At 63.6% G+C, this 23795-nt stretch carries 18 protein-coding genes and 3 pseudogenes; 10 read left to right on the top strand and 11 right to left on the bottom strand.

The features are described 5' to 3' along the window. Positions 1–993 (bottom strand): 1-phosphofructokinase family hexose kinase, encoded by a 993-nt coding sequence (locus HQ394_RS06175; protein ID WP_190262537.1) that lies wholly within the window; start codon positions 991–993, stop codon positions 1–3. 158 nt (positions 994–1151) lie between these two features. Between HQ394_RS06175 and HQ394_RS06180 the strand changes: the two genes are divergently transcribed. The 3 genes from HQ394_RS06180 to HQ394_RS06190 are packed head-to-tail and all read left to right on the top strand — an operon-like array spanning position 1152 to position 3256. Further along, a complete protein-coding gene (locus HQ394_RS06180) occupies positions 1152–1901 on the top strand; it encodes a shikimate dehydrogenase family protein (protein WP_190263151.1) in 750 nt (249 codons plus the stop codon). A gap of 58 nt (positions 1902–1959) precedes the next feature. Beyond that, positions 1960–2427, top strand: a complete 468-nt coding sequence (locus HQ394_RS06185; RefSeq protein ID WP_190262538.1) for a RidA family protein — start codon at positions 1960–1962, stop codon at positions 2425–2427. Positions 2428–2458: 31 nt separating this feature from the next. Beyond that, positions 2459–3256, top strand: a complete 798-nt coding sequence (locus HQ394_RS06190; RefSeq protein ID WP_190262539.1) for a DUF92 domain-containing protein — start codon at positions 2459–2461, stop codon at positions 3254–3256. On the opposite strand, the gene HQ394_RS06195 is transcribed toward HQ394_RS06190, so the two are convergent. Then, a complete protein-coding gene (locus HQ394_RS06195; RefSeq protein WP_190262540.1) occupies positions 3243–4397 on the bottom strand; it encodes an aminotransferase class V-fold PLP-dependent enzyme in 1155 nt (384 codons plus the stop codon). The two genes, HQ394_RS06190 and HQ394_RS06195, sit on opposite strands and share 14 nt — an antisense overlap. Positions 4398–4513: 116 nt before the next feature. Between HQ394_RS06195 and HQ394_RS06200 the strand changes: the two genes are divergently transcribed. Beyond that, positions 4514–5680: a GNAT family N-acetyltransferase gene (locus tag HQ394_RS06200; protein ID WP_190262541.1), complete on the top strand. Its 1167-nt coding sequence runs from the start codon at positions 4514–4516 to the stop codon at positions 5678–5680. Positions 5681–5722: 42 nt separating this feature from the next. Here HQ394_RS06200 and HQ394_RS06205 read toward each other — a convergent pair whose 3' ends face one another. The 6 genes from HQ394_RS06205 to HQ394_RS06235 form a co-directional block, all read right to left on the bottom strand. Beyond that, positions 5723–6820 (bottom strand): CaiB/BaiF CoA transferase family protein, encoded by a 1098-nt coding sequence (locus HQ394_RS06205; RefSeq protein WP_223291894.1) that lies wholly within the window; start codon positions 6818–6820, stop codon positions 5723–5725. 248 nt (positions 6821–7068) lie between these two features. Then, positions 7069–9384 carry an ATP-dependent Clp protease ATP-binding subunit ClpA gene (gene clpA / locus HQ394_RS06210; protein WP_190262543.1) on the bottom strand — a complete coding sequence of 772 codons (2316 nt, stop codon included), beginning with the start codon at positions 9382–9384 and terminating at the stop codon, positions 7069–7071. A gap of 11 nt (positions 9385–9395) precedes the next feature. Continuing rightward, a complete protein-coding gene (gene clpS / locus HQ394_RS06215; protein WP_190262544.1) occupies positions 9396–9734 on the bottom strand; it encodes an ATP-dependent Clp protease adapter ClpS in 339 nt (112 codons plus the stop codon). Positions 9735–9931: 197 nt separating this feature from the next. Next, positions 9932–10387 (bottom strand): phasin family protein, encoded by a 456-nt coding sequence (locus tag HQ394_RS06220; protein ID WP_223291895.1) that lies wholly within the window; start codon positions 10385–10387, stop codon positions 9932–9934. Positions 10388–10734: 347 nt separating this feature from the next. Further along, positions 10735–11901, bottom strand: coding sequence for a M20 aminoacylase family protein (locus HQ394_RS06225; protein ID WP_190262546.1), 1167 nt, complete (start codon positions 11899–11901; stop codon positions 10735–10737). A 1397-nt stretch (positions 11902–13298) separates the two neighbouring features. Beyond that, positions 13299–13994 carry an NnrU family protein gene (locus HQ394_RS06235; protein WP_190262548.1) on the bottom strand — a complete coding sequence of 232 codons (696 nt, stop codon included), beginning with the start codon at positions 13992–13994 and terminating at the stop codon, positions 13299–13301. Between the two features lie 434 nt (positions 13995–14428). Between HQ394_RS06235 and HQ394_RS06240 the strand changes: the two are divergent. From HQ394_RS06240 to HQ394_RS06250, 3 genes and pseudogenes are all read left to right on the top strand, one after another. Continuing rightward, positions 14429–16075: pseudogene (locus HQ394_RS06240) on the top strand (NAD(P)-binding protein); the annotation flags it as partial. 120 nt (positions 16076–16195) lie between these two features. Continuing rightward, positions 16196–19750, top strand: a complete 3555-nt coding sequence (nifJ, locus tag HQ394_RS06245) for a pyruvate:ferredoxin (flavodoxin) oxidoreductase (protein ID WP_190262550.1) — start codon at positions 16196–16198, stop codon at positions 19748–19750. A 130-nt stretch (positions 19751–19880) separates the two neighbouring features. After that, positions 19881–20888 (top strand): dihydroorotate dehydrogenase-like protein, encoded by a 1008-nt coding sequence (locus tag HQ394_RS06250; RefSeq protein ID WP_190262551.1) that lies wholly within the window; start codon positions 19881–19883, stop codon positions 20886–20888. 115 nt (positions 20889–21003) lie between these two features. Here HQ394_RS06250 and HQ394_RS06255 read toward each other — a convergent pair whose 3' ends face one another. The 3 genes and pseudogenes from HQ394_RS06255 to HQ394_RS19655 all read right to left on the bottom strand — a co-directional run. Beyond that, a complete protein-coding gene (locus HQ394_RS06255; RefSeq protein WP_223291897.1) occupies positions 21004–21459 on the bottom strand; it encodes a MarR family winged helix-turn-helix transcriptional regulator in 456 nt (151 codons plus the stop codon). A 97-nt stretch (positions 21460–21556) separates the two neighbouring features. Then, complete coding sequence (locus tag HQ394_RS06260) at positions 21557–21706, bottom strand: hypothetical protein (RefSeq protein WP_190262553.1); 150 nt, start codon at positions 21704–21706, stop codon at positions 21557–21559. A gap of 79 nt (positions 21707–21785) precedes the next feature. After that, positions 21786–21970, bottom strand: a pseudogene (locus tag HQ394_RS19655) (flagellum-specific ATP synthase FliI); the annotation flags it as partial. Positions 21971–22270: 300 nt separating this feature from the next. Here HQ394_RS19655 and ctrA point away from each other — a divergent pair. From ctrA to HQ394_RS21060, 3 genes and pseudogenes are all read left to right on the top strand, one after another. Next, positions 22271–22972 (top strand): response regulator transcription factor CtrA, encoded by a 702-nt coding sequence (gene ctrA, locus HQ394_RS06270; protein ID WP_190262555.1) that lies wholly within the window; start codon positions 22271–22273, stop codon positions 22970–22972. A gap of 178 nt (positions 22973–23150) precedes the next feature. Then, positions 23151–23480 (top strand): urease subunit gamma, encoded by a 330-nt coding sequence (locus tag HQ394_RS06275; RefSeq protein ID WP_223291898.1) that lies wholly within the window; start codon positions 23151–23153, stop codon positions 23478–23480. An 11-nt stretch (positions 23481–23491) separates the two neighbouring features. Then, positions 23492–23793, top strand: a pseudogene (locus tag HQ394_RS21060) (urease subunit beta); the annotation flags it as partial. Positions 23794–23795: the final 2 nt, after the last annotated feature.

The raw sequence follows: 23795 nt of genomic DNA on the forward strand, positions 1-23795 counted from the left end.
CTACAGCAGGCCGATCTGATGCACGGCCACTTCCGCGGCGAGCCGGGTGACGTCGGATGCAACAAGCCGCCCCACCCTCGTCGCCAGGGCGTTCGCCGTCCCGCAGGCGGTGGCCAGCCGCAAGGCGTCATCACTTCTGCTTCCCTCGCCCAACGCCGCCACCAGACCGGCGAGAAAGCAGTCGCCGCTGCCAACCGGGTTGCGGGCAACGATGGCCGGGGGACGGGCGTACCAGCCCTTATGGCCGACGACCAGAACCGCCCCCTGCGAGCCGAGGGTAATCGCCACCCTGGCGATGCCACGCGCCGCCAGCCACTGGGCGGCACTCAGCGCATCGGTGACGGTTTGCACCGGCCGCGCCGTCGCCGCCGCAGCTTCTTCTGCATTCAGCTTCAAGCCTAACGTCGGCGCGATGTTCGCCTGCGCCAGACTCTCGCCTCCGCTGTCCACCCACACCGGCCGGCCATGGCCCGCCACCACCGCCTGCAACCGCTGCCGGGCGCTGGGTGGACTGCCGGGCGGCATACTGCCGCAAATGCAGACGGCGCTGCGCCCATGTGCCAGCTGGGTGACGTCGGCCTCGAATTGCGCCCACTCCCTGTCGGTGATGACGGGCCCCGGCTCGGTGATGATAGTCGCCTGCGCGGGACCGGCTTCCGTCGGGCCGGTAAGAATGATCAGCGAGGCGCGAGTTTCGCCGCCGATGTGTGACCAGGTTGCAGTCAGCCCCTCGGCCGCAGCGGAGCGCGCCGCCATATTCCCGGACGCACCGCCGATAAATCCAGCGGAGTGGTTAGCCTTGGCCAGACTGGCGAGGGTACGGGCGACATTGAGCCCACGACCGCCAATCGTCGTATAAACATGATCGGCGCGGCACGCGCCGCCGAGGGTGAACCGGGGCACTACCAGCGTGCGGTCAAGCGCTACATTTGGGGTGATGCAGAGCGTGCTCAAAGGCGACAAACCAGCAGTGGTGACAGGACTACTCGACATTGATCACTGCCTTGCTGAACAAGGCAAGTGCCGATGCGTCGCATTTGCGCTCAACAATGGACAGATACGAGGAGATGCCTCAATTGGGCAATATTGCGTCCAGCCATCCGACCCTCTGCGGATCGATCGCCGGTCGGCCCGGCGTCTTTGGAGTGGCAATGCATACTGCAGCCTATCAAGATTTAGGCTTGAATTACACCTATGTCGCCTTCGGCAGCGACGATACNGGGGGTGCGGCGGCGGCGATGCGCGCGCTTGGCATCCGCGGCCTTGGTGTAACCATGCCGCACAAGCTCCGCATTGCCGACCACCTGGATGACCTGGATGCCGACGCGCGCGCCATCGGTGCGGTGAATACGGTGATCAACGAAGGTGGTCGCCTGATCGGCTACAACGTCGATTGGCTGGGGGCGATTCGCGCCTTCGAGGAGGTGGTCGATCCGCGCGGCCAGCGCGCCGCCGTCATCGGCGCCGGTGGCGGGGCGCGTGCCATCGCCTACGGCCTCGCCCGCTGCGGCGCCGAGGTGACGATCTTCAACCGTTCGCTGGAGCGCGGCGAGGAACTGGCGCTTGCCCTGGGGCTTCGCTACGGCGGCCCTCCCGATCGGCTCCTCGACGACGATGGCTTCGATCTGCTGGCGCATGCCACGTCGGTGGGATTTCATGATCCGGAGGCCATGCTGCTGCCCGAGGCGGCCCTGCGCGCACCCATGGTGGTGTTCGATGCGGTACCAATGCCGGTGCAGACCCGCTTGCTAGCCACGGCCAGCGCCAGGGGCTGCCGGACGATCCCCGGCGTCCGCATGCAGCTGCATCAGGCGGCGGCGCAGTTCGAGCTTTATACCGGCCAGCGGCCCAATCTTGGCGTCATGGAGGAAGCCTTGCGTAGCGCTCTCGCTACGCTTTGATTTATCCGCGATTTTCGGCGATAAGAGCAAGGCGCTATGCAATCGGGAGGAACAGTCGGTGACGAAAGTGATCGAGGCACGTTTGCGCCACTTGTCGATCGAGTTGCCACACCCTGCGCCGCCGGCCGGCGCCTACGTGCCCTACGTGCTTATGGGATCGCTGCTGTTCGTTTCCGGTCAGCTGCCGCAATGGAACGGCGAGCTTCGCTTCCTCGGCCGCGTCGGCAGCGAACTGACGATTGATGACGGCTACGCCGCCGCCCGCCTCTGCGGTCTCAATCTCCTCGCCCAGGCACAGGATGCGTGCGGTGGCAACCTGGACCGAATCGCCCGGGTAGTCCGTCTGGGTGGGTTCGTGCTTGCCAGTCCCGCTTTCACCGACCATCCGAAGGTGATCAATGGCGCCTCCGACCTGATGCAGGACGTGTTCGGGCCACCCGGACGGCATGCCCGTTTCGCCGTCGGCGCACCATCGCTGCCGCTGGGGGCGGCGGTAGAGGTGGAAGGCATCTTTCAGCTCGCCTGATTCCCGGATCTCCGGCCGGCGGCAGCTGCCCATGCGGTTCTCCCTCGCGCTCGCGTTGGCCCTGGCCACGGCGATCGCCTTCCTCGCCTACCGACGCGGCTCGCTGACCGCCGGTGGTGGCATTGCTGCTGCCATCGTCGGCTCGGTCGTCTTTGCCGGCGGCGGCGTCGCCTGGGGTGCCGTCCTGATCTTCTTCTTCGTCTCTTCCTCCGCGCTCGGCCGCCTGAAGAGCGCACCAAAGGCACGGGCGGAAGCGCTGTTCGCCAAGGGCCAGCGGCGCGACGCCACTCAGGTCCTGGCCAACGGCGGCATCGCCGCACTGCTCGCCCTCGGCCACGGCATCGATGGCGGTGCCGCGTGGTGGCCGGCCTTCATCGGCAGCATGGCGGCGGTCACCGCCGATACCTGGGCGACCGAGGTGGGAACGCTAAGCCGCCGGCCGCCCTGGCTGATCACCTCGTTCGCCCCGGTTACCGCCGGAACCTCAGGCGGAGTGACGACGGCCGGCCTTGCCGCCTCCCTCGCCGGGGCGGTTCTGGTGGGCGTGGTCGCCGCGTTGTTCGCGCCGCAGAGTGCATGGGTGCCCGTCGTGGTGGCGGCGATGGCAGGCGGCCTCTTCGGTGCCATCGCCGACAGCGTCCTCGGCGCCACACTGCAGGCGTCCTACTATTGCGAGCGTTGCGCGCAACCCACCGAGGCGACCCGCCACCGCTGCGGTGCGACGAGCAGCAGGCGGCGGGGTGTCGGCTGGATCGATAACGACGTGGTCAACGTGGCGGCAGCCATCGTCGGCGCGCTGGTTGGCAGTGCCGTCGTCAATTTCGGCTGAGCGCGTCGTTGAGAACCGCCAGCATCCGATCGATGTCGGCGGTGGTATTGTAGAGGTGCGGCGCCAGCCGCAGCGCACCCGCCCGGCGCGCGACGTAAATGCCGTCCGCTACCAGCGCGTCGTAGACCCGATCGGTCTGCATACGATCGATCGGCGCGAAAAACACCAGCGTCGAGCGTGCCGGTCCACTCTCGGGGCTGAGCAGGCGATAGCGGCGGCGATCGAGGCCGGCGATGAAACGCTCCACCAGGGCAGCGTCATGACTGGCAATCGCCTCGATGCCCACGCCGAGCACGTACTCGATCGCTGTCGCCAGCGGATGAAAGTTGAAGAAGTTGGCAGTCCCGAAGACGTCGTAGCGGCGCGCCCCGGGATCGTGCTGCAGCGACAGGTCAAGTTCGTCCCGAGCCAGGTCATCCGACGTCAACATGGCAAGCCAATAGGTCTGCTGACAGGTCATGCGGTCGAGAAGCTCGGGGCGAACCCAGCAGAAGCCGGTGCCGTAGGGGCCACACAACCACTTGAAGCCGACAGAAACGAGTGCATCCACCGGTGCCGTTGTCACAGCGAGCGGACGGACGCCAAGCGCCTGCGAGGCATTGACGACGAACAGCACCCCAAACTGGCGACAGAGATCGCCGATCGCATCGAGATCGATGGCGTAGCCGGAAAGCGAGTGCACCCAGGTCAGGCAGAGGAGCCGGGTCCGCGGGCTGATCGCCGTTGCCACCTCGTCGACACTCAACACCCGGTTGGCCGGCCGCAACTGGCGGACGTGGACGCCCCGCGACGCCAAGCCGAGCCAGGGCAGGATGTCGGAGGGGAAGTCGCCCTGCATCACCAGCACCTCGTCGCCGTCGTGCCACACCACGCCGTTGGCGAGCAGATGCAGGCCATAGGAGGCGCTGTTGCCAAGGATGACCTGCTCGGCTGGCGCACCGATCACCGCGGCGACGGCGCGGCGCAGGCGCTGCGGCACGCCGCTGAAGCGCTCGGTGGTAAGGTGCCAGGGCTGTTGCTTCCAGGCGATGGCGTCGCGCGCCGCCTCGGCGGCGACCCGCGGCAAGACGCCCTGGTGAGCCGTGTTCAGCCAGACACGCCCGTCGAAGGATGCGAAATCATCCCTGCGTTCGTTCCACATCGCTCCATCACCCTGCGGTTCATCTCACCCTGGTAATCACCGATACCGACGCCAAGATCCAGACGCATCTCCACCGCCGCCGCCGCCCGCGCCGCGGCCTGCAACGGCGAGGTCCTATGCCCGACAGCGGCGCCAAGGCGACGATCAAGGTTTTCAGCGACATTGCCCACATCGATCCCGGCCAGTGGGACGCGTGTGCCGGCGAGAACAGCCCATTCATCCGGCACGCCTTTCTTTCCATCCTCGAGCGTTCCGGCTCTGTCGGGGCGAAGACTGGCTGGCGACCCTGCCATCTAGGGCTGATCGCCGGCGACGGCACGCTCCTCGGCTGCGTTCCGCTCTACCTGAAGCAGCACTCCTACGGTGAATACGTCTTCGACTGGGGCTGGGCGGAAGCCTATGAGCAGGCTGGGGGAAAGTATTATCCGAAGCTGCAGGCGGCGGTACCCTTCACCCCGGTCGGCGGGCCGCGATTGCTGCTGCGTCCGGATGCGCCATCAGCAACGGACGTCCGCTTGGCTGACGCCCTCGTCGGCGTTGCCGAACGGCTTGGCGTCTCCTCGCTGCACGTCACCTTCTGCACCGCCGAAGAGCAGGCGGTTCTCCAGCGCGCCGGCTACCTCGCCCGCATCGGCCAGCAGTACCACTGGGAGAACCAGGGCTACGCCCACTTCGATGATTTTCTCGCCACCCTGGCCTCGCGCAAACGCAAGGCCATTCGCAAGGAGCGCGCCGGGGTCGATGCCGCCGGCGTCGCCATCCGCACCCTGCGCGGCCACGACATCGAGGCGCGGCACTGGGATGCCTTCTATCGCTTTTACCTGAACACGATCGACCGCAAGTGGGCGCACGCCTATCTCACCCGTGACTTCTTTCGCCTGCTGGGGGAGCAGCTGGCCGAACAGGTGGTTCTCGTCCTCGCCGAGACCGCAGGAGGGGTGCCGGTCGGTGGGGCGCTCAATATCCTGGGTGGCGACACGCTCTACGGCCGCTACTGGGGCTGCGAGGAGCAGTTCCGCTTTCTGCACTTCGAGGCCTGCTACTACAGGGCGATCGACTTTGCCATCGCCCATGGGCTGCGTCGGGTGGAAGCGGGCGCCCAGGGCGAGCACAAGGTGCAGCGGGGCTATCTGCCCACTCTCACCTATAGCGCCCACTGGATCGCCGACGCCGGCTTCCGCCGGGCGGTGGAGCGCTTTCTCGTCGAGGAGCAACTGGCCGTCGCTGAAGCGATGCGTGAAATCACGGCGCAGTCGCCTTATCGCTGCGAGGGCGGCAGCTGACGGGACCGGGGCCGCGGTTCCCGCTCACGTTTGCGTAGGTTTTCAGACCGCCGGCCAGGATGCGAGAACCTGCTCCCAGGAGCTGTCCGCGAGCGGCGCCCGCGCCGTCGGCGGCACGTCATCGACAATGGTCGGGAACAGGACATGCACGTCATTGCCGTCGCGGCGGACGAGGCCGCGCGCCTGCATGTGCGGGTGCTCCGGCACCTCGTTATAATCGAGGACCGCCTGGTAACAGCAGTCGACGGGCCGCAGCCGCGCCTCCCAGTGAGCGAGGGTATGGCGGGCAAAGAGGTCGGCGACATCACTGATCAGATCGATCTGCGGCAGTGGCTCGTGCTGGCGGGCGATCCACTGCGGATGCTCGACCGCAGTGCAGAACTTGGCCCAGAATTTCGGCTCCACCGAACTCAGGGTGACGAAGCGGCCGTCCCCGGTCTTGTAGACGTTGTAGCAGGCAGCACCACCGTTGAGGATACCGGCACCCAGCTTCGGTGGCACCTGCAGCGGCAGGGCCTGATTGTAGAGCAGCGATTCCATCAGACTCACGTCGAGATAGCAGCCCTCGCCGGATCGCGTGCGGGCAAGCAGCGCCCCCATGATGCTGATCACCGCTTGCGACGATCCCGCATGGTCAGCCATCGGCGGATAGGGGATGGTGGGCATCTCGCGCGTACCGGATGCACTCAGCATGCCGGTCATCGCCACGTAGCCGATATCGTGATCGGCCACCAAACGCGCCGGACCGCTCTGCCCGTAGCCGGAGAGCGCGCAGTGAATGAGGCGGGAATTGCGGGCGCGCAGCTGCCGATAGCCGAGGCCGAGGCGGTCCAGAACTCCCGGACGGAGTGACTCCAACAGGATGTCGGCACGCTCGATCAGCTGCAGAAACACCTCAGCATCGGCGGCATCCTTGAGGTCGAGATTAATGATGCGCTTACCGGCATTGATCAACGGGTAGAAGGGCGACGTCCCCGGCTTGCCGTCGGGATCGAAATAGCGGCCGGGATCGCCCTGCGGTGGCTCCACCTTGACCACGTCGGCACCCATGTCGGCTAGGATGCGGGTGGCAAACGGGCCGGGCAGATACTGCCCCAGGTCCAGCACGCGAATACCGTTGAGAAAGCTCGAGACGCCCACTCCACCCTCCTTGCTGCCCGCCGCGATTGTTGCGTGGCACGCGAGCGGGAGCGGTAGGGATAAGGGGCGCACCGCGGCCTGTCCAGCGCCGCTCGAAGGCGATCCGCGGCAAGGCTGGGCACACATAGCGACCGAGCTTGGCGCTGTCTGTCAGGGGCGGCGAGATGAACTGACCGGCGAAAATGACTGCGGCGCCGCCCGACCGGGACGGCGCCGCAGGTAAATTTGGCGATCGACGCTACGCGCCGCTACTCCACGTTCACCATCTCCGGCTTCTTCCGCTTCTTGCCGATGGTGGGCGGCACCGAGACATCCGGGTACTCAAAGGCCGGCTTGCCGTCGACGATGGTCACCCGGACGACGCCACCCTTCTCCAACTTGCCGAAGAGCAGTTCTTCCGCCAGCGGCTTCTTGATGTGCTCCTGGATGACGCGGGCAAGCGGCCGGGCGCCGAAACGCTGATCGTAGCCTTTGCCAGCCAGCCACTTGCGGGCCTCGTCGGAGAGTTCGATCACCACCTGCCGGTCGGCCAGCTGCGCCTCCAGCTGAATGACGAACTTGTCCACCACCAACTCGACGATGTCCACCGACAGGCCGGCGAAGGGGATGATCGCATCGAGACGGTTGCGGAACTCCGGCGTGAACAGCCGTTCGATCGCGTCCATGTCGTCACCGATCCGCTCTTCGCGTTCGAAGCCGATCGCCGGCTTCACGAGATCCGCCGCCCCGGCATTGGTGGTCATGATCAGGATCACATTGCGGAAGTCGACGCTCTTGCCGTTGTGGTCGGTCAATCGGCCGTGGTCCATCACCTGTAGCAGGATGTTGAACAGGTCGGGATGGGCTTTCTCGATTTCGTCGAGCAGCAGCACCGCATGCGGCTGCTTGTCGACGGCGTCGGTCAACAGACCGCCCTGGTCAAAGCCAACATAGCCCGGAGGAGCACCGATCAGGCGGGAAATGCTATGCCGCTCCATGTATTCGGACATGTCGAAGCGGACCAGGTCGATGCCGATGATCTGCGCCAACTGCCGCGCTACTTCAGTCTTGCCGACGCCGGTGGGACCGGAGAACAGGTAGCAGCCGATGGGCTTTTCCGGATCGCGCAACCCAGCCCGGGCGAGCTTGATGGCGCTGGACAGCGCGGTGATGGCGTTGTCCTGACCGAAAACCACCGTCTTCAGATCGCGCTCCAGGGTCTGCAGCGCCTTGCGATCGTCACTCGACACGCTCTTCGGCGGGATGCGGGCGATCTTTGCGACCACCTCCTCCACGTCGCGGACGGTCACCGTCGTTCTCCGCCGGTTGACCGGCAGCAGCATCCGGGCGGCACCGACCTCGTCGATGACGTCGATCGCCTTGTCCGGCAGCTTGCGGTCGTTGATGAAGCGGCTGGACAGTTCCACCGCCGCACGGAGCGCCTCACTGGTGTAGCGGACCTTGTGGTGCGATTCGAAGCACGTCTTGAGGCCGTGCAGGATCTTCACGCTGTCCTCGATCGACGGCTCGTAGATATCGATCTTCTGGAAACGACGGACCAGCGCCCGATCCTTCTCAAAATAGTTGCGGTATTCCTTATAGGTAGTCGACCCCATGCACCGCAGCGATCCGGAAGCCAGCGACGGCTTGAGGATATTCGAGGCGTCCATCGATCCACCGCTGGTAGCACCCGCGCCAACGACCGTATGAATCTCATCGATGAACAGCACCGCGCCGGGCGTGCCCTCCAGTTCGGAGATGACATTCTTCAGGCGCTCTTCAAAATCGCCGCGGTAGCNGGTGCCCGCCAGCAGCGTCCCCATGTCGAGCGCGAAAATGGTGGCAGACTTGAGGACTTCCGGAACTTCGCCACGAACGATGCGCCAAGCGAGACCTTCCGCCAGGGCCGTCTTGCCCACGCCCGGGTCACCAACGAACAGCGGATTGTTCTTGTTCCGCCGGCAAAGAATCTGGATTGTCCGCTCGATCTCCGCGTCTCGGCCGATCAGAGGATCGGTGCGACCCTCGGAGGCCTTGCGGTTGAGGTCCACGCAGTAGGTTTCCAAAGCTTCGTGCCCTTTGCGAACTACCTTTTCGCCACTCTGCTCTTCCTCGGCCCCCTGGACCGACCGACGCTTGCTCTCGCCCGGTACCTTGGCAATGCCGTGGGCGATAAAGTTGACGGCATCCAGCCGCGTCATGTCCTGCACTTGCAAGAAGTAGACCGCGTGTGACTCGCGTTCGGAAAANNAGAGGGCAACGAGCACGTTGGCACCGCTCACCTCTTCACGACCAGAGGACTGGACGTGAATGACGGATCGCTGGACAACGCGCTGAAAGCCGGCCGTCGGCTTGGGATCGCCGGTGGAGACCGTTTTCAGACTCTGCAGTTCGTTATCGACGAAGCTGGTGAGGTCCTGCCGCAGCTGCGACATGTCAACGCCACAGGCTTTAAATACGGGAGCCGCGTCTTGATCTTCGGTTAACGCCAGGAGCAAGTGTTCGAGGGTCGCATATTCATGCCGACGTTCGGCCGCAAGGGCCAGGGCTCGATGAAGGGTCTGCTCCAAGTTCCGAGATAGCATGCGGGTTCTTCCTATTCAGTGCCGTCTTTTTCGATGGTGCACTGCAACGGGTGCTGGTGCTGACGCGCCAAGTCCATCACCTGATTCACTTTGGTTTCGGCGACTTCATAGGTGAAGACGCCACAGACGCCGACGCCTCGGTGATGAACATGCAACATGATGCGTACGGCGTCCTCATGGCTCTTGCCGAAAAAACGTTCGAGGACGTGAACCACGAACTCCATCGGCGTGTAGTCGTCATTGAGCATTAATACCCGGTACATGGACGGCTTTTTCGTCCGTGCCCGTGGCTTGGTGACGACTCCCGTCGAGGGGGTGCCTTCGCCCGATCGTTTGTCTGGTCGGCTCATCGATGCCCGTGATCCCCATTGTTGGGCGCAGGACGTCCTGCAAAAACGAGGCCGGCCCATCGCCGCTCTCGCTCCTCTAGATATATTGCGGCGCGCGGCTTAATAAAGCCTTGCGGTTGGCAACCCGTTTGAGGGCCTGCGCCGATCGCATGCCCGCCGGCTTTACACATCGGCGTGCCGCGCGGCTGAGGGCATGCTCAGAGCGCCTTCGGGCAGAGCGCATCTATTGCCAGCGCGAATCGCCGCTCTAGCGGAAATGCCGCATCTTCAATCAACTGCGCCGCCATGCGATATAAGGTGAAGCCGCGCATAAGGCAGCGGCTGGCACAGATCCGAACGTTCGCGGCCTCAAACGCCATCAGCTCCGAACAATTCCGGCAGCGCATCGCCACACGTGTTTCCGAAACGGCATCGTCGATGGTCAGACACGTACTGCCGACCACGGCCGTATTCAGCATATTCAGGCCACGGGTAAGAATTTCGGTTGATTTCAGCAAGGCTTCGGTATTACCGCGGGTCAGTTCGCAAAGCACCGCGTACTGACTGGCTGCAAACGAACCCTCGTCGAGGTCTGACGAGAGCATCGCCGAAGCGTGCGCGTCTCCCTGCTCTGCACCGTCAGGCTGCGGAAAAAACATCGTCACATCTGACATCGGCGTGACCCCTTCTCCTACGCTGGAGCCCGCCTCGAAGCCGAGGCGACATCCAATCAGACCATGCCCGCGGCGCATCAATCGACGCGTGATGCTTGTGGCATCTCTGCGCACCGACAACGACGCCGGCACACTCCGCCGAGCCAACCACCTGAATGCAGTGTATCGCAGCCGCCTCGCGTTGGCTAATTCCAACGTTGCGCGTCAGACGCCTGTCACATGCATGCATTAAACCGCCGGTTACGCCACGCAGCCGGTTTTTCGCTAACTGTTGGCGCCCAGGAGGAAAGCGCCTGCCCGAAAAACAGGCAATGAGTGACATGCGATCGGAAAAATGTCAGTTGTGCCTATTTTATTGGCAGATTCTGCTCGACCAGCGTCGCCCAGTAGCTGGCGCCGATGGGCAGCACGGCGTCGTTGAAATCGTAGTGCGCGTTATGCAGGCCGGCATCGCCGTCTGAACGACCACTGCCGAGCCAGACGTAGCAGCCGGCGCAGCGCTGCAGCATGTAGGCGAAATCCTCCGCCCCCATCGACGGCGTCGGCGCCAGTTCGACCCGCTCCTCTCCCACCACAGCCATCGCCGCCCGGGCAGCGATCTCGGTTGCTGCCGGCTCGTTGACGGTGGCCGGATACTGACGCCGGTAGTCCACCCTGGCCACACAACCGTGCGCCGCGGCCGTGTCACTCGCCACGCGCGCCAGTGTGGCGGCGACGATACTCTGCACCTCCGGGCGGAAGGAGCGAGTGGTGCCGCGCAGCACCGCCTGCTCGGGAATGACGTTCCAGGTATCGCCGGCGCTGAACTGAGTGACCGAGACGACGGCCGCGTCGTAGGGATTGATGCTCCGACTGACGACGGTCTGCAGCGCGCCGACGATAGCTGCGGCGGCGACGATGGCATCAGTGCCGAGATGTGGCATCGCACCATGGCAGCCTTTACCTTCGACAATGATCTCAAAGGCATCGCAGGCCGCCATCAGCGGGCCGGCGCGGAGCGCCATGCTGCCCGCTGGCATGTTCGGCCAGTTGTGCAAGCCATAGACGGCAGCGACGGGAAAGCGATCGAACAGTCCCTCTTCGACCATCACCCGGCCACCACCTTCGTTTTCCTCCGCTGGCTGGAAAATCAGGTGCACGGTGCCGCGGAACTGCCGGCTTGCCGCCAGATATTGCGCCGCACCGAGCAGCATCGCCGTGTGGCCGTCGTGACCGCAGGCGTGCATCTTGCCCGCCACCGTCGAGCGATGCGCGATCTGCCCGGCTTCGGCGATCGGCAGGGCGTCCATATCGGCGCGCAGGCCGATGGCCGGGCCGTCGCCATTGCTGAGGCTGCCAACGACACCGGTTCGCGCCAGCCCCTCGGTGACGCTAAAGCCGAATGCGCGCAGTTTGGCGGCAACGAAGGCCGCCGTCCGTACCTCCTCGAAGGCTGTCTCGGGATGCGCATGCAGCGACCGCCGCCATGTGGTCATCTCCGGGTGCCGGTCAACGATGGACTGGATCAGCGGCATCGCGCGCTTCCTTCCTTGATCGCCGCCGCATCCGAAGCACCGATCGCTTTCCTGTGGCGGCATCTCTTCTACTGCGACAAGATGGCGCCTCACCAAAGTGACCGCCAGCGCAAGATGACGATGCTCGACCTCGACAATCCGGCCAGCGCCGACCAGGAGCCGCAGATTTCTTTCAACCCTCTGGTCCATTGGCTTATTTCCGAAGGCTGGGTGATCCGGGAACTCCCCGCGCTGGTGGCAGCGCTGGGGCAGACGCTCAATGCTGCCGGCATCGGCGTTTACCGGATGCGGATCAGCTTGCGCATCCTGCACCCGCTTTTCATTGGCGTTACCCAGACCTGGTATCGCAGCACCAACCAGGTGGAGGAATANTCGCCCCCGCACGCCGTGCTGCTCGAGGATCGCTACCTCCTCTCCCCGCTCGCCGCCATCTACGAGGGTGCCGGGGCCATCCGGCGGCGGCTCGACATTCCCACGCCGGAACTGGATTACCCCATTCTGCGCGAGCTGCTGGAGGAAGGTGCGACCGACTACGTGGCGATGCCCCTGCTGTTCTCCGATGGGCGCTTGAGCGCCCTCACCATCGCCTCCGATCGGCCGGGAGGCTTTGAGACCTGGCAACTGGCAATGATCGACCAAGCGCTCCCGGCGATCGCGCACGCATTCGAAGTGCATGCGCTGCGGCTGACCGCCGAGTCGATCCTCGATACCTTCCTCGGCCACGCGTCGGGCGAGCGGGTGCTGAACGGCTCGATTCGTCGTGGCGACGGCGAGGACCTCTTCGCCGTCCTTTGGTATTCCGACTTGCGCGGTTCCACCCGCCTCGCCGACNNCGACCGCATGCCACGCCAGGCCTTTCTCGCCCTGCTCAACGACTACTTCGACTGCACCGCCGGTGCCGTCCTCGCCCATGGCGGCCAGGTGCTGAGCTTTATTGGCGACGCGGTCTTTGCCATCTTCCCCATCGGCCAAGCCGTTCCATCTGCCGAGGGCGTGCCGTGCAACCGATCGGCATCCGCAGCGGCGGTCGTCGCTGCCCGCGAGTCACTCGAACGATTGGCCACCTTGAACCAGCGGCTTGCCGAGCAGGGCGAAGCAGAGCTGGCCTTCGGCATCGGCCTGCACTTGGGCAACGTCACCTATGGCAATATCGGCGTGCCGGAACGTCTTGACTTCACCGTTATCGGCCCGGCCGCAAACGAGGTCGCCCGGCTTGCCGCCCTGTGCAAGCGGCTGGAGCGCACCATCCTGATTTCGGCCGCGTTGGCGTCGCAACTACCGGAAACCTTTGTCTCCCTCGGCTTCCATGGCCTAGCCGGGGTACGCCAACACGGTCGAGGTTTTCACCGTCCCCTAAACGGCTCCCCTGAGGCCTAGCCCGTCCCGAGCCGGCATCGCTATCCGGCGGCGAAGGGGTTGACGCCGAACAGCCAAGCGTGCGCGCCGAGGAGGATCGCGTAGAGAATGACACCACCAATGATGCGGCCATAGCCGATTTCCCGTAGCGTCACCCGAGTCCGTCCCTGCGCCATGGCCAGCAAAGGCAGGTGCGATGTCTGGCCGGCGTACGTCACCCAGGATTTGCCCAGCAGTCGACGCTTCCTGGCGTCCTGCACCAACGCACCGCCGAGCGCCAGCACGGTCATCCCGCCGAAGAGAATGATGCCCGCCGCATCGCCATTGGCAAGCAGGTGCAGAATGCCCCAGATGCCGATCGCCCACATCACCGGGTGGCGGGTAACTTTCGCTATGCCGACCGGACCACGCGCCGCAACGCGCGCCGGAGCCGGCCCCATTGCAGACGGGTTAGGCGTCGAGACGCCGGCAACGAGCAGGATGCAAACGAACGGCATCAGCGAGAGCGATAGGTGACGCAGCGCCGTGGGCGGCATCCAGAGCTGAATGATCGGCGCCTGGCGATAGGCAAGGATTGTCCAAAGCAGAAGCGCGAGTGCAACCGCAGAATAGAAGGCACGAAACGGCAACTCGCCAAACCGGGCGACGAGTGCGTCACGCAGTTGGGGTAGCGGCAGCAGTAAGTGACTGAGCACAAACAAGCTCATCGCCAGACTGAGTGAAGTCAAAGCGCTCATCTCATCCCTCGATTGTCTTGACGTCCCGTTTGTGGCCATCCATGACTTCGCACCTGCAGCACGAACATGCGCCGACACTCAGTACCCCATACGCTCGATGCTTGGCAAATGCGCTCGCAAGCCTTGTTTGCCTGGATGAACGAGGCTAATGTGCGTTTGGTCGAGGCTTCAGAGAACGCGGCATGGTGGGGTGATGCGCCGCGGACAGTGCAATGCAGGACCAAAGAACAACCGGAAAACCGTGCAGCGTCACCGATTCGATTTCCATAGCGTCTTCGACGACCCTAGCATCCCGACTGCGCCTAGCCGACACCGACGTCGCATCAGTGAGCTAAAGTTTGTATGAGCCCACTGCCGTCTGACTGACGGCGCGAGCGGATTAACCGCGGCGAAAGGCGACCGAAGATCGCCGAGGATCTGAACAACGGAGGAGGAAGAGTGCAATGAGTCACCAGCCAACCGATCTCACCCGTCCGCCGGATCTGGCAATTAAGCGGCATACCGTTGCCTACCGCAGCAAGCGCCCGATCTACGAAGACATCCTGCCTCCGTGCAACAACGCCTGTCCCGCGGGTGAGGACATCCAAGGTTGGCTTGCCCACGCTCAGGCCGGGCGATTCCGCGAGGCGTGGGAGCACATCCTCAGGGACAACCCGTTGCCGGCGGTGCACGGTCGCGTCTGCTACCACCCCTGCGAGAGCAACTGTAACCGCGACCAGTTGGACGGCTCGGTGAGCATCCACGCCGTCGAGCGCTTTCTTGGCGATCTGGCGTTGAAGGAAGGCTGGACTCCGGCGATCACCGCCCCTGCTTCCGGCAAGCGCATTCTGGTCATCGGCGCCGGTCCGAGCGGCCTCTCCTGTGCGCATCATCTGACGCTGATGGGGCACAGTGTCGAGATTCGGGACGCTGGCCCGCTCGCCGGCGGCATGATGCATTTCGGCATCCCCTCCTATCGTTTGCCGCGCGACATTCTCGATGGCGAAGTGGACCGCATCCGCCGCATGGGCGTGACCATCGTCCTCAATCACAAGGTCGAGGACCTGTTGAAGGCGAAGGAAGAGGGCAAGTTTGACGCCGTCTTCGTCGCCGTCGGCGCCCACCTCTCGAAGCGCACCGATATTCCTTCGCGCGACGCCGGCAAGATCCTCGATGCCGTCGCCTTCCTCAAGGACGTGGAAACCGGTCAGACCCCCAAGCTGGGACGCCGGGTGGCGATTTACGGCGGTGGCAATACGGCCATGGACGCGGCGCGCGTTGCCAAGCGCCTCGGTCTCGAGCCGATGATCATCTACCGTCGCGACCGCGCCAACATGCCGGCGCACGACTTCGAAGCCCAGGAAGCTCTCGACGAAGGGGTGAAGATCCACTGGCTCAGAACGATCAAGTCGATCGAGGAGACCCAGTTCACCGTCGAGGTGATGGAGATCGACGACAAGGGCCGGCCACGGCCGACCGGCGAGATCGAGACCATCGAAGCCGATGACCTGATCCTGGCGCTTGGTCAGGATACCGATACCGCCTTCATNGAAAACGTCCCGGGCATCGAGTTCAAGAGCGATGGCACCGTCCTCGTTTCGCCGCAAATGATGACCGGTCACGCTGGCGTCTTCGCCGGCGGCGACATGGTCCCCTCCGACCGCACCGTTACCATCGGCGTCGGGCATGGCAAGAAGGCGGCGCGCAATATCGACGCGTACCTGCGCGGCGAAAGCTTTGCTCAGCCGGGTAAGAAGAGCATCGCCGACTTCGATAAGTTGCATCTCTGGTTTTACACGGAGGCCATGCAGCGGCCGCAGGGGCATCTGGACATCAAGCAGCGCAAAAGCACCTTCGATGAAGTGCTGCAAGGCTTAAGCGAGAAGGAAGCGGTCTACGAGGCGAAGCGTTGCCTGTCCTGTGGCAACTGTTTCGAATGCGATGGCTGCTACGGCGCCTGTCCGGAAGACGCGATCATCAAGCTGGGTCCCGGCAAGCGCTACGAATACAACTACGATCGGTGCACGGGTTGCGCGGTGTGCTTCGAGCAGTGTCCCTGCCACGCCATTACCATGATCCCGGAACCGGGCGAGAAACCGTGAGCGGTACTGCCGGTCGCGCGGATCCAATGATGAAAGATAACGAACTTCGATAATCAGCTGGTCGCGGTGAACGGTGCTGAGCCGTTCGTCGCGAAACCGCTTGGAGGTGGAGGGAGACCAATGGCCGTGGAATCAAACGTCGCCACCATTGATGGAAATGAGGCTGCCGCGTACGTCGCCTATCGCGTCAACGAAGTGTGCGCCATCTATCCGATCACCCCGTCATCGACGATGGCGGAACTGGCCGACCAATGGGCGAGCGAAGGCAAGGTGAACATCTGGGGCAACATCCCCGATGTGATCGAGATGCAGAGCGAAGCAGGCGCCGCTGGCACGGTGCATGGCTCGCTGCAGGCAGGCGCGCTGACGACGACGTTTACCGCGTCGCAGGGCCTGATGCTGATGATCCCCAATATGTACAAGATCGCCGGCGAATTGACCGCGTGCGTCATTCACGTGGCCGCCCGCGCGCTGGCAACGCAGGGGTTGTCGATCTTCGGTGACCACCAGGACGTGATGGCGGTGCTGTCCACCGGCTTCGCCCAGTTGGTCTCGAGCTCGGTGCAGGAAGCGCACGACATGGCGCTGATCGCCCAGGCGGCAACGCTGGAGTCGCGCATTCCCTTTATTCACTTCTTCGACGGTTTCCGCACCTCGCACGAGGTGAACAAGATCACGCTGCTGAGCGATGCGCAGATCCGGGCGATGATCGACGAGGACCTGGTGATCGCCCACCGCCGGCGGGCCCTCAACCCGGACAACCCCTTCATCCGCGGCACGGCGCAAAACCCGGATACCTACTTCCAGGCGCGCGAGACGGTGAACGTCTTCTACGATCACTGCATCGGCAGCGTCGAAGAGGCGATGAAGAAGTTCGGCGAAATGACCGGCCGGCACTACAAGCTGTTCGACTACTATGGCGCCGCCGACGCCGAACGGGTGATGATCGTCATGGGCTCCGGCGCCGAAACGGCCCGTGAGACGATCGAATACCTCACCGCACAGGGCGAGAAGGTCGGCCTGCTGCAGGTGCACCTCTATCGTCCCTTCTCCGCGGCGCACTTTCTCGCGGCGCTGCCGAAAACGACGAAATCGATCGTCGTTCTCGACCGGACGAAGATGCCAGGCGGTACCGGCGAACCACTCTACAACGACGTGGTTACCGTCTTCATGGAGGCGGTCGCCGCCGGCACCATACCCGCAGCGGCGCTGCCGAAAATCATCGGTGGTCGCTATGGCCTGTCGTCGAAAGAGTTTCCGCCGGCAATGGTCAAAGCCGTGCTCGATGAACTGAGCAAGGACCATCCGAAAAACCATTTCACCATCGGCATCAACGACGACGTCGCCCACACCAGCATCGACTACGATGCGTCGTTCATGATCGAGCCCGACAGCGTCCACCGGGCGATCTTCTATGGCCTGGGTGCGGACGGTACGGTCGGCGCCAACAAGAACACGATCAAGATCATCGGCGAGGATCCGGAGTTCTACGCCCAGGGCTATTTCGTCTACGACTCGAAGAAATCAGGCTCGCAGACGGTGAGTCACGTGCGCTTCGGCCACAGCCCAATCCGCTCCGCCTACCTGATCCGCTCCGCCAACTTCGTCGGCTGTCACCAGTTCAACTTCGTCGAAAAGACCAACGTCCTGCAACTGGCCGCCCCCGGCGCCACCTTCCTCCTCAACAGCCACTACGGCGCCGATCAGGTTTGGGACAAGTTGCCCAAGGTCATCCAGGAGGAGATCGTCAGCAAAAAGCTGCGCTTCTTCGTCATCGACGCCAACAGGGTCGCGCGTGACACCGGGATGGGTACGCGCACCAACACGATCATGCAGACCTGCTTCTTCGCCATCTCGGGTGTCCTGCCGCGCGACCAGGCGATCGAGAAGATCAAAAAGTCGATCAAGAAGACCTACGGCAAGAAGGGTGAGGAGATCGTCCGCAAGAACTTCGAAGCGGTCGATCACACCGTGGCGCACCTGCACGAGGTCGCGGTCCCGGCGAAGGTGACCAGTGAGTTCGACCTGTTGGCGGTGGTTCCCACGGAGGCACCGGACTTTGTCCAGAACGTGACCGCGATGATGATGGCCGGCCGCGGTGACGAACTGCCGGTGAGCGCGCTGCCCATCGACGGCACCTATCCAAGCGGCACGACGAAGTGGGAAAAGCGTAACATCTCCGACTTCGTACCCGTCTGGGAGCCGGAAATCTGCATTCAGTGCGGCAACTGCAGCTTCGTCTGCCCGCACGGCGTCATCCGCTCCAAGCTCTATAACAAGTCGGCGCTGGATACCGCTCCCGCGTCCTTCAAGTCAGCGGCCATCGACGCCCGTGGCTTCCCCGACACCCGCTACACCTTGCAGATCTACACCGAGGACTGCACCGGCTGCACCCTGTGCGTCGAGGTCTGTCCGGCAAAGAGCAAGGAGGAGAGCGGCAAGAAGGCGATCAACATGGCGCCAAAGGCGCCGGACCTTGANGGCCCCCGGGCCGAGGTGAAGTTCTTCGAAACGCTGCCGGTCAACGACCGCTCCTTCGTCGAGTTCTCCACCGTCCGTGGCGTGCAGTTCCTCGAGCCTCTGTTCGAGTTCTCCGGTGCCTGTGCCGGCTGTGGCGAGACCCCCTACGTCAAACTGATCTCGCAGTTGTTCGGCGACCGGATGATGGTGGCCAATGCCACTGGTTGTTCCTCGATCTATGGCGGCAATCAGCCGACGACGCCGTGGACGATGAACAGCGAAGGTCGCGGCCCGTCCTGGTCCAACTCGTTGTTCGAGGACAACGCCGAATTCGGTCTTGGCATGCGGCTTGCCGCTGACCGGCACATGGGACTTGCCCACTATCTGCTGACGCAGAACAGCACTCAGATCGGCGAAGAGCTGGTGAGCGAGCTGATCAACGCCCGGCAGCGGACGGAATCGGAGATCCGCAAGCAGCGGCAGCGGGTCGCCGCGCTGAAGGAGAAGCTGCTGGAGATCGGTGGTGACATGGCCAAGTCGCTGCTGTCGGTCGTCGATCACCTGGTGCGCCGCAGCACCTGGATCATGGGCGGCGACGGTTGGGCCTACGATATCGGCTCATCCGGCGTCGACCACGTGCTTGCCTCCGGACGCGACGTCAACATCCTCGTGCTCGATACGGAAGTCTATTCCAACACCGGCGGCCAGGCATCCAAGTCGACGCCCATCGGCGCCGTCGCCAAGTTCGCCAACGCCGGCAAGCACGTGAACAAGAAGGACCTGGCACTGCAGGCGATCTCCTACGGCAATGTCTATGTCGCCCGCATTGCTCTCGGCGCCAACCCGCAGCAGGCACTCCTCGCCTTCCGCGAAGCCGAAGCCTACACCGGTCCGTCGCTGATCCTCGCCTACAGCCACTGCATCGCCCATGGCATCAACATGCAGAAGGGCCTCGACCAGCAGTCCCGCGCTGTCCACAGCGGTTACTGGCCCCTGGTTCGCTACAATCCAGAAGTTCGCCAGTCCGGCGAAAATCCCTTCGTCATCGACTCGCCGCGGCCGAGCATGAAATTCCGCGAGTATGCCGATAACGAGTTGCGCTACCGCATGTTGAAGGTGACCAATCCGCGTGAGGCCAACAGCCTGATGCAGATGGCCCAGGTCGCTGTCGACAAACGCTGGAAGCTCTACGAGGAAATGGCCGCGATGGCCTGATCGCGTCGTCGATCCGCCGGCAGGGAGCAGTCCCGGCCGGCGGACGGCCAAGCCCCACTCGCTAAGAGACCATTCACCGATTGCAGAGCATCCACGTATCCGACAGGGAACACGGCGGGGAGAACTATCAATGGACCTGACAACCACCTACATGGGACTGGCACTAAAGCATCCCATCATTGCTTCGGCATCGCCCCTGTCCAGCACACTCGACGGGGTTAAGCGGCTCGAAGACGGCGGCGCAGCGGCGATCGTGCTCGCTTCGCTATTCGAGGAGCAGATTCGCTACGAGAACGAGTCCTTCGATTATTTGAGCGAGGCCGGAACCGAAAGCTTCGCCGAATCCCTCAGCTATTTTCCGTCGGCAGGCGATTTCCGCATCGGCCCCGATGCGTACCTGGAGTTGATCCGCGGCGCCAAGGAGGCGGTGCGGGTGCCAGTGATCGCGAGCCTCAATGGTGTTACCAGCAGCGGCTGGATCGATTATGCCAAGGAGATGCAGGCAGCCGGCGCCGATGCCATCGAGCTTAACATCTACTACATTCCGGCCAACGTCTCCACCAGCGGCCGTGAGGTAGAGCAGCGCTACGAGGACGTGATCCGCGCCGTGCGCGGTTCGGTCTCGATTCCGATCGCCGTCAAGTTGAGCCCGTTCTTTTCGTCCATGGGCGAAATGGCCACCCGCTTCGTCATGGCCGGCGCCAACGGCTTGGTGCTGTTCAACCGCTTCTATCAGCCCGACTTCGATCTGGACGAACTCGAGGTGGTGCCGGACCTGGAGCTGAGCTCGGCGAGCGAGATCCGCCTGCCGCTGTTGTGGATCGCCGTGCTGCACGGTCACCTTAACTGCTCGCTGGCGGCAACCCGCGGCGTGCAGACAGGTCTTGAAGTGATCAAGTATGTGATGGCCGGCGCGGATGCGGTGATGACCACATCGGCCCTGCTGCGCAATGGTGCCGGGCACCTGACCACCCTGNNCTCAAGGGGCATGACCGACTGGATGGAAAAGCGCGAATACGAATCGGTGACGCAGATGAAAGGCTCGATGAGCCAGCAGAAGGTGGCAGATCCTTCGGCGTTCGAGCGCGCCAACTACATCAAGGTCCTGCAGAGCTACAAGAGCCCCTACATGGCCTAACCCCTGGGGGGCCCTTGGCCCCCTCTTGGGCCTACCCCCGACCAGAGGCGGCGCCGCATCCGCGCTGGCGCCGTCCCGTCGGGACCGGTTGCAGGAACCGCCTACGCCTTCTTAATCAGCCCCGGCCGTAATGCACGTGGTCGGTCCAAATCCGTTCGACTCGGCGGAGACCTTGGCAAACGGTATCGATCTCGCCATGCGATGTGTCCTCCGCATCCAACTGGCCGGCGATCGTCTGCTCCAGCCGCCGGATCTCCTCGACGACCTTCAGCGCCTTGTCCGTCAACTGAATGCTCACCGAACGGCGGTCATGCGCCGAGCGGGCCTGCTCCAGGTAGCCCAGTTCTGCCAGCTTCTTGATGTTGTAGGACACGTTCGAGCCCTGATAATAGCCGCGCTCTACCAGATCGCGAATGGCGATATGCTCGTTGCCAATGTTGATGAGCAACAGCGCCTGGACGCTGTTGATGTCGCGAATACCCAGGCGATTGAGCTCGGCCCGCAACAGATCGAGGAAGCGGCGGTGAAGCCGCTCGATCAGGCGGGTCAGTTCCAGGTACTCCTTCTTCACGGTTTGCTCCTCCACGTGGCTACAGGCGGGTCTGCTGGCAGATACAAAAGCACAAATTTCCAAACGACCTGTTAACGCCGGTCGATTGCACCGTGGATCAGTTGCCGCTGCTGCGGCGCAGTTGCTGGTTGATCGCCATCTCATCGAGCGCCTGCTGATCCTTCTTCGCCTGTTCCGCCGCCGCACGGTGACGCTGCTCCGCTTCAGCCAGTTCAAACTTGCGCTGTTCGCGATAGGCCGTGGCCAACCGGGCGCGCGCCGGCTCCAGACAGGCAGCAGCATCGGTGCGCGGCTCCTCCGCGCTTGGCTCCGCAATCCACGCGCGGGGAATTGCACCCGGGCATCGCCCGCGACACGCTTTTCAGCACTTGATCGGGGGAAACCGGCCACGTTCAGCGATCGACCGGTCGAGGACAACGTGGCCGTCGAGAATGCCATGCACCGCATCGGCAATCGGCTCCGAATGGTCGTCGCCGTCCACCAGCAGGCCGACAATGGCCGTCACTCGGCCGAAAAGTATCTGCCCAGGAATGCGTTCGAGGGCGGCGACAAGGCCGCGCGCAGTTATTTCACTCATAACGTGCATACGTTGCATTCCGTTGCAGCGTCACGAACGGCCGCAGCATCGGTGCGAGCGGTTAACACCGGAAGAAGCCGTGGTCAAAGGAAGAAAATTGATCGATATTCCCGTTTAAGATGCATCAATGCCACATTTATTCATTTTTTAGTTGCTGTATATCCCCATTTGCGCTACTTTCAAGAGTGTTGACGCAGCGAAGTTACCATCAATGTGAGCGACGGGGGTTGTGATATGCGTGTACTCATCATCGAAGACGATCAGACGACCGCTCTCGCCATCGAGCGCATGCTGAAGACCAATGCCATGGTTACCGACCACACCGACCAGGGCGAGGACGGTCTGGAAATGGCACGGATCTATGACTACGACATCATCCTTCTCGACCTTATGCTGCCGGATATGGAGGGCACCGAAGTGCTTCGACGCCTGCGCAAGGCGCGGGTCGAAACGCCGGTACTGATCCTCTCCGGCGTCAGCCAGCCGGATAGCAAGGTCCGCAGTTTTGGTTGTGGCGCCGACGATTACCTGACCAAACCCTTCGACCGCAGCGAACTGATCGCCCGCATCCACGCGATCGTCCGTCGTTCCAAGGGACACGCCCATTCGGTGATCAACATCGGCCGCCTGTCCGTCCACCTCGCCTCCCGCACCGTCTCCATCGACGACAAGCCGGTCCATCTGACCACCAAGGAATATGGCATCATCGAGCTGCTGAGCCTGCGCAAGGGGACGACACTGACCAAGGAGATGTTCCTCAACCATCTCTACGGCGGCCTCGACGAGCCTGAGCTGAAGATCATCGACGTGTTCATCTGCAAGCTGCGGAAGAAACTGGCAATCGCCAGTGCTGGCGAGCACTACATCGAAACCGTCTGGGGCCGCGGCTACATGCTACGCGATCCACAGCTGACACCGAGCATGGTGGCGGCCTGACCGTCCCGGATGATGACATTCATCTCGAGCCTCATCGCGCCTTGAACCGAGGCGCTGCTCGGAGCCGGTCAGCCCTTCGTCACGCGAAACGAGCCCGCTGACCGGCTCCCGCGCCACGACCCGACGCTTACCGCCGATCCCTTCTGGATTCACCGGCTGTCCCCCGCTACAAGCATGGGTGCCCTGTCTTCGCTGGAGGCCCACCCGTGCTGCTGACCCCCGAGAGAAGGATAAGCTGCTCGTCGCCATGGCCGCCGAGGTGGCGCGCAAACGTCTCGCCCGCGGCGTCAAGCTCAACTACCCGGAAGCCATCGCCCTGATCACCGATTTCGTCGTCGAGGGCGCCCGCGATGGCGTCACCGTGGCGCAACTGATGCGCGATGGCGGCAAGGTGCTTACCCGCGATCAGGTTATGGACGGCATCGCCGAGATGATCGACGAGATCCAGGTGGAAGCTACCTTCCCTGACGGCACCAAGCTCGTCACCGTCCATCAACCGATCCGCTGAGGTAGCAGGCGATGATCCCGGGCGAAATCATTCCGGCCGAAGGCAGCATCGAGCTCAACGCCGGACGGCCGACACTTACCCTTCTCGTCGCCAACACCGGCGACCGGCCGATCCAGGTGGGGTCCCACTACCACTTCTTCGAGACCAATGCGGCGCTGCAGTTCGACCGGGCGAAGGCCCGCGGCTGCCGCCTCGATATCCCTGCCGGGACCGCCGTCCGCTTCGAGCCGGGACAGAGCCGCGAGGTGACGCTGGTGCCCTATGCCGGCCGCCGCCGGGTCTTCGGCTTCAACGCCCGCATCAACGGCGATCTNC

The sequence above is a fragment of the Defluviicoccus vanus genome (assembly GCF_014672695.1).
GTDB classification, from domain to species: domain Bacteria; phylum Pseudomonadota; class Alphaproteobacteria; order Rhodospirillales; family Defluviicoccaceae; genus Defluviicoccus; species Defluviicoccus vanus.

Excerpts from the sequence above, each read along its gene's own strand:
- HQ394_RS06175 (WP_190262537.1), bottom strand. The coding sequence starts at position 993 with ATGTCGAGTAGTCCTGTCACCACTGCTGGTTTGTCGCCTTTGAGCACG.
- HQ394_RS06190 (WP_190262539.1), top strand. The coding sequence starts at position 2,459 with ATGCGGTTCTCCCTCGCGCTCGCGTTGGCCCTGGCCACGGCGATCGCC.
- HQ394_RS06195 (WP_190262540.1), bottom strand. The coding sequence starts at position 4,397 with ATGTGGAACGAACGCAGGGATGATTTCGCATCCTTCGACGGGCGTGTC.
- HQ394_RS06200 (WP_190262541.1), top strand. The coding sequence starts at position 4,514 with ATGCCCGACAGCGGCGCCAAGGCGACGATCAAGGTTTTCAGCGACATT.
- clpS (WP_190262544.1), bottom strand. The coding sequence starts at position 9,734 with ATGAGCCGACCAGACAAACGATCGGGCGAAGGCACCCCCTCGACGGGA.
- HQ394_RS06220 (WP_223291895.1), bottom strand. The coding sequence starts at position 10,387 with ATGTCAGATGTGACGATGTTTTTTCCGCAGCCTGACGGTGCAGAGCAG.
- HQ394_RS06225 (WP_190262546.1), bottom strand. The coding sequence starts at position 11,901 with ATGCCGCTGATCCAGTCCATCGTTGACCGGCACCCGGAGATGACCACA.
- HQ394_RS06235 (WP_190262548.1), bottom strand. The coding sequence starts at position 13,994 with ATGAGCGCTTTGACTTCACTCAGTCTGGCGATGAGCTTGTTTGTGCTC.
- ctrA (WP_190262555.1), top strand. The coding sequence starts at position 22,271 with ATGCGTGTACTCATCATCGAAGACGATCAGACGACCGCTCTCGCCATC.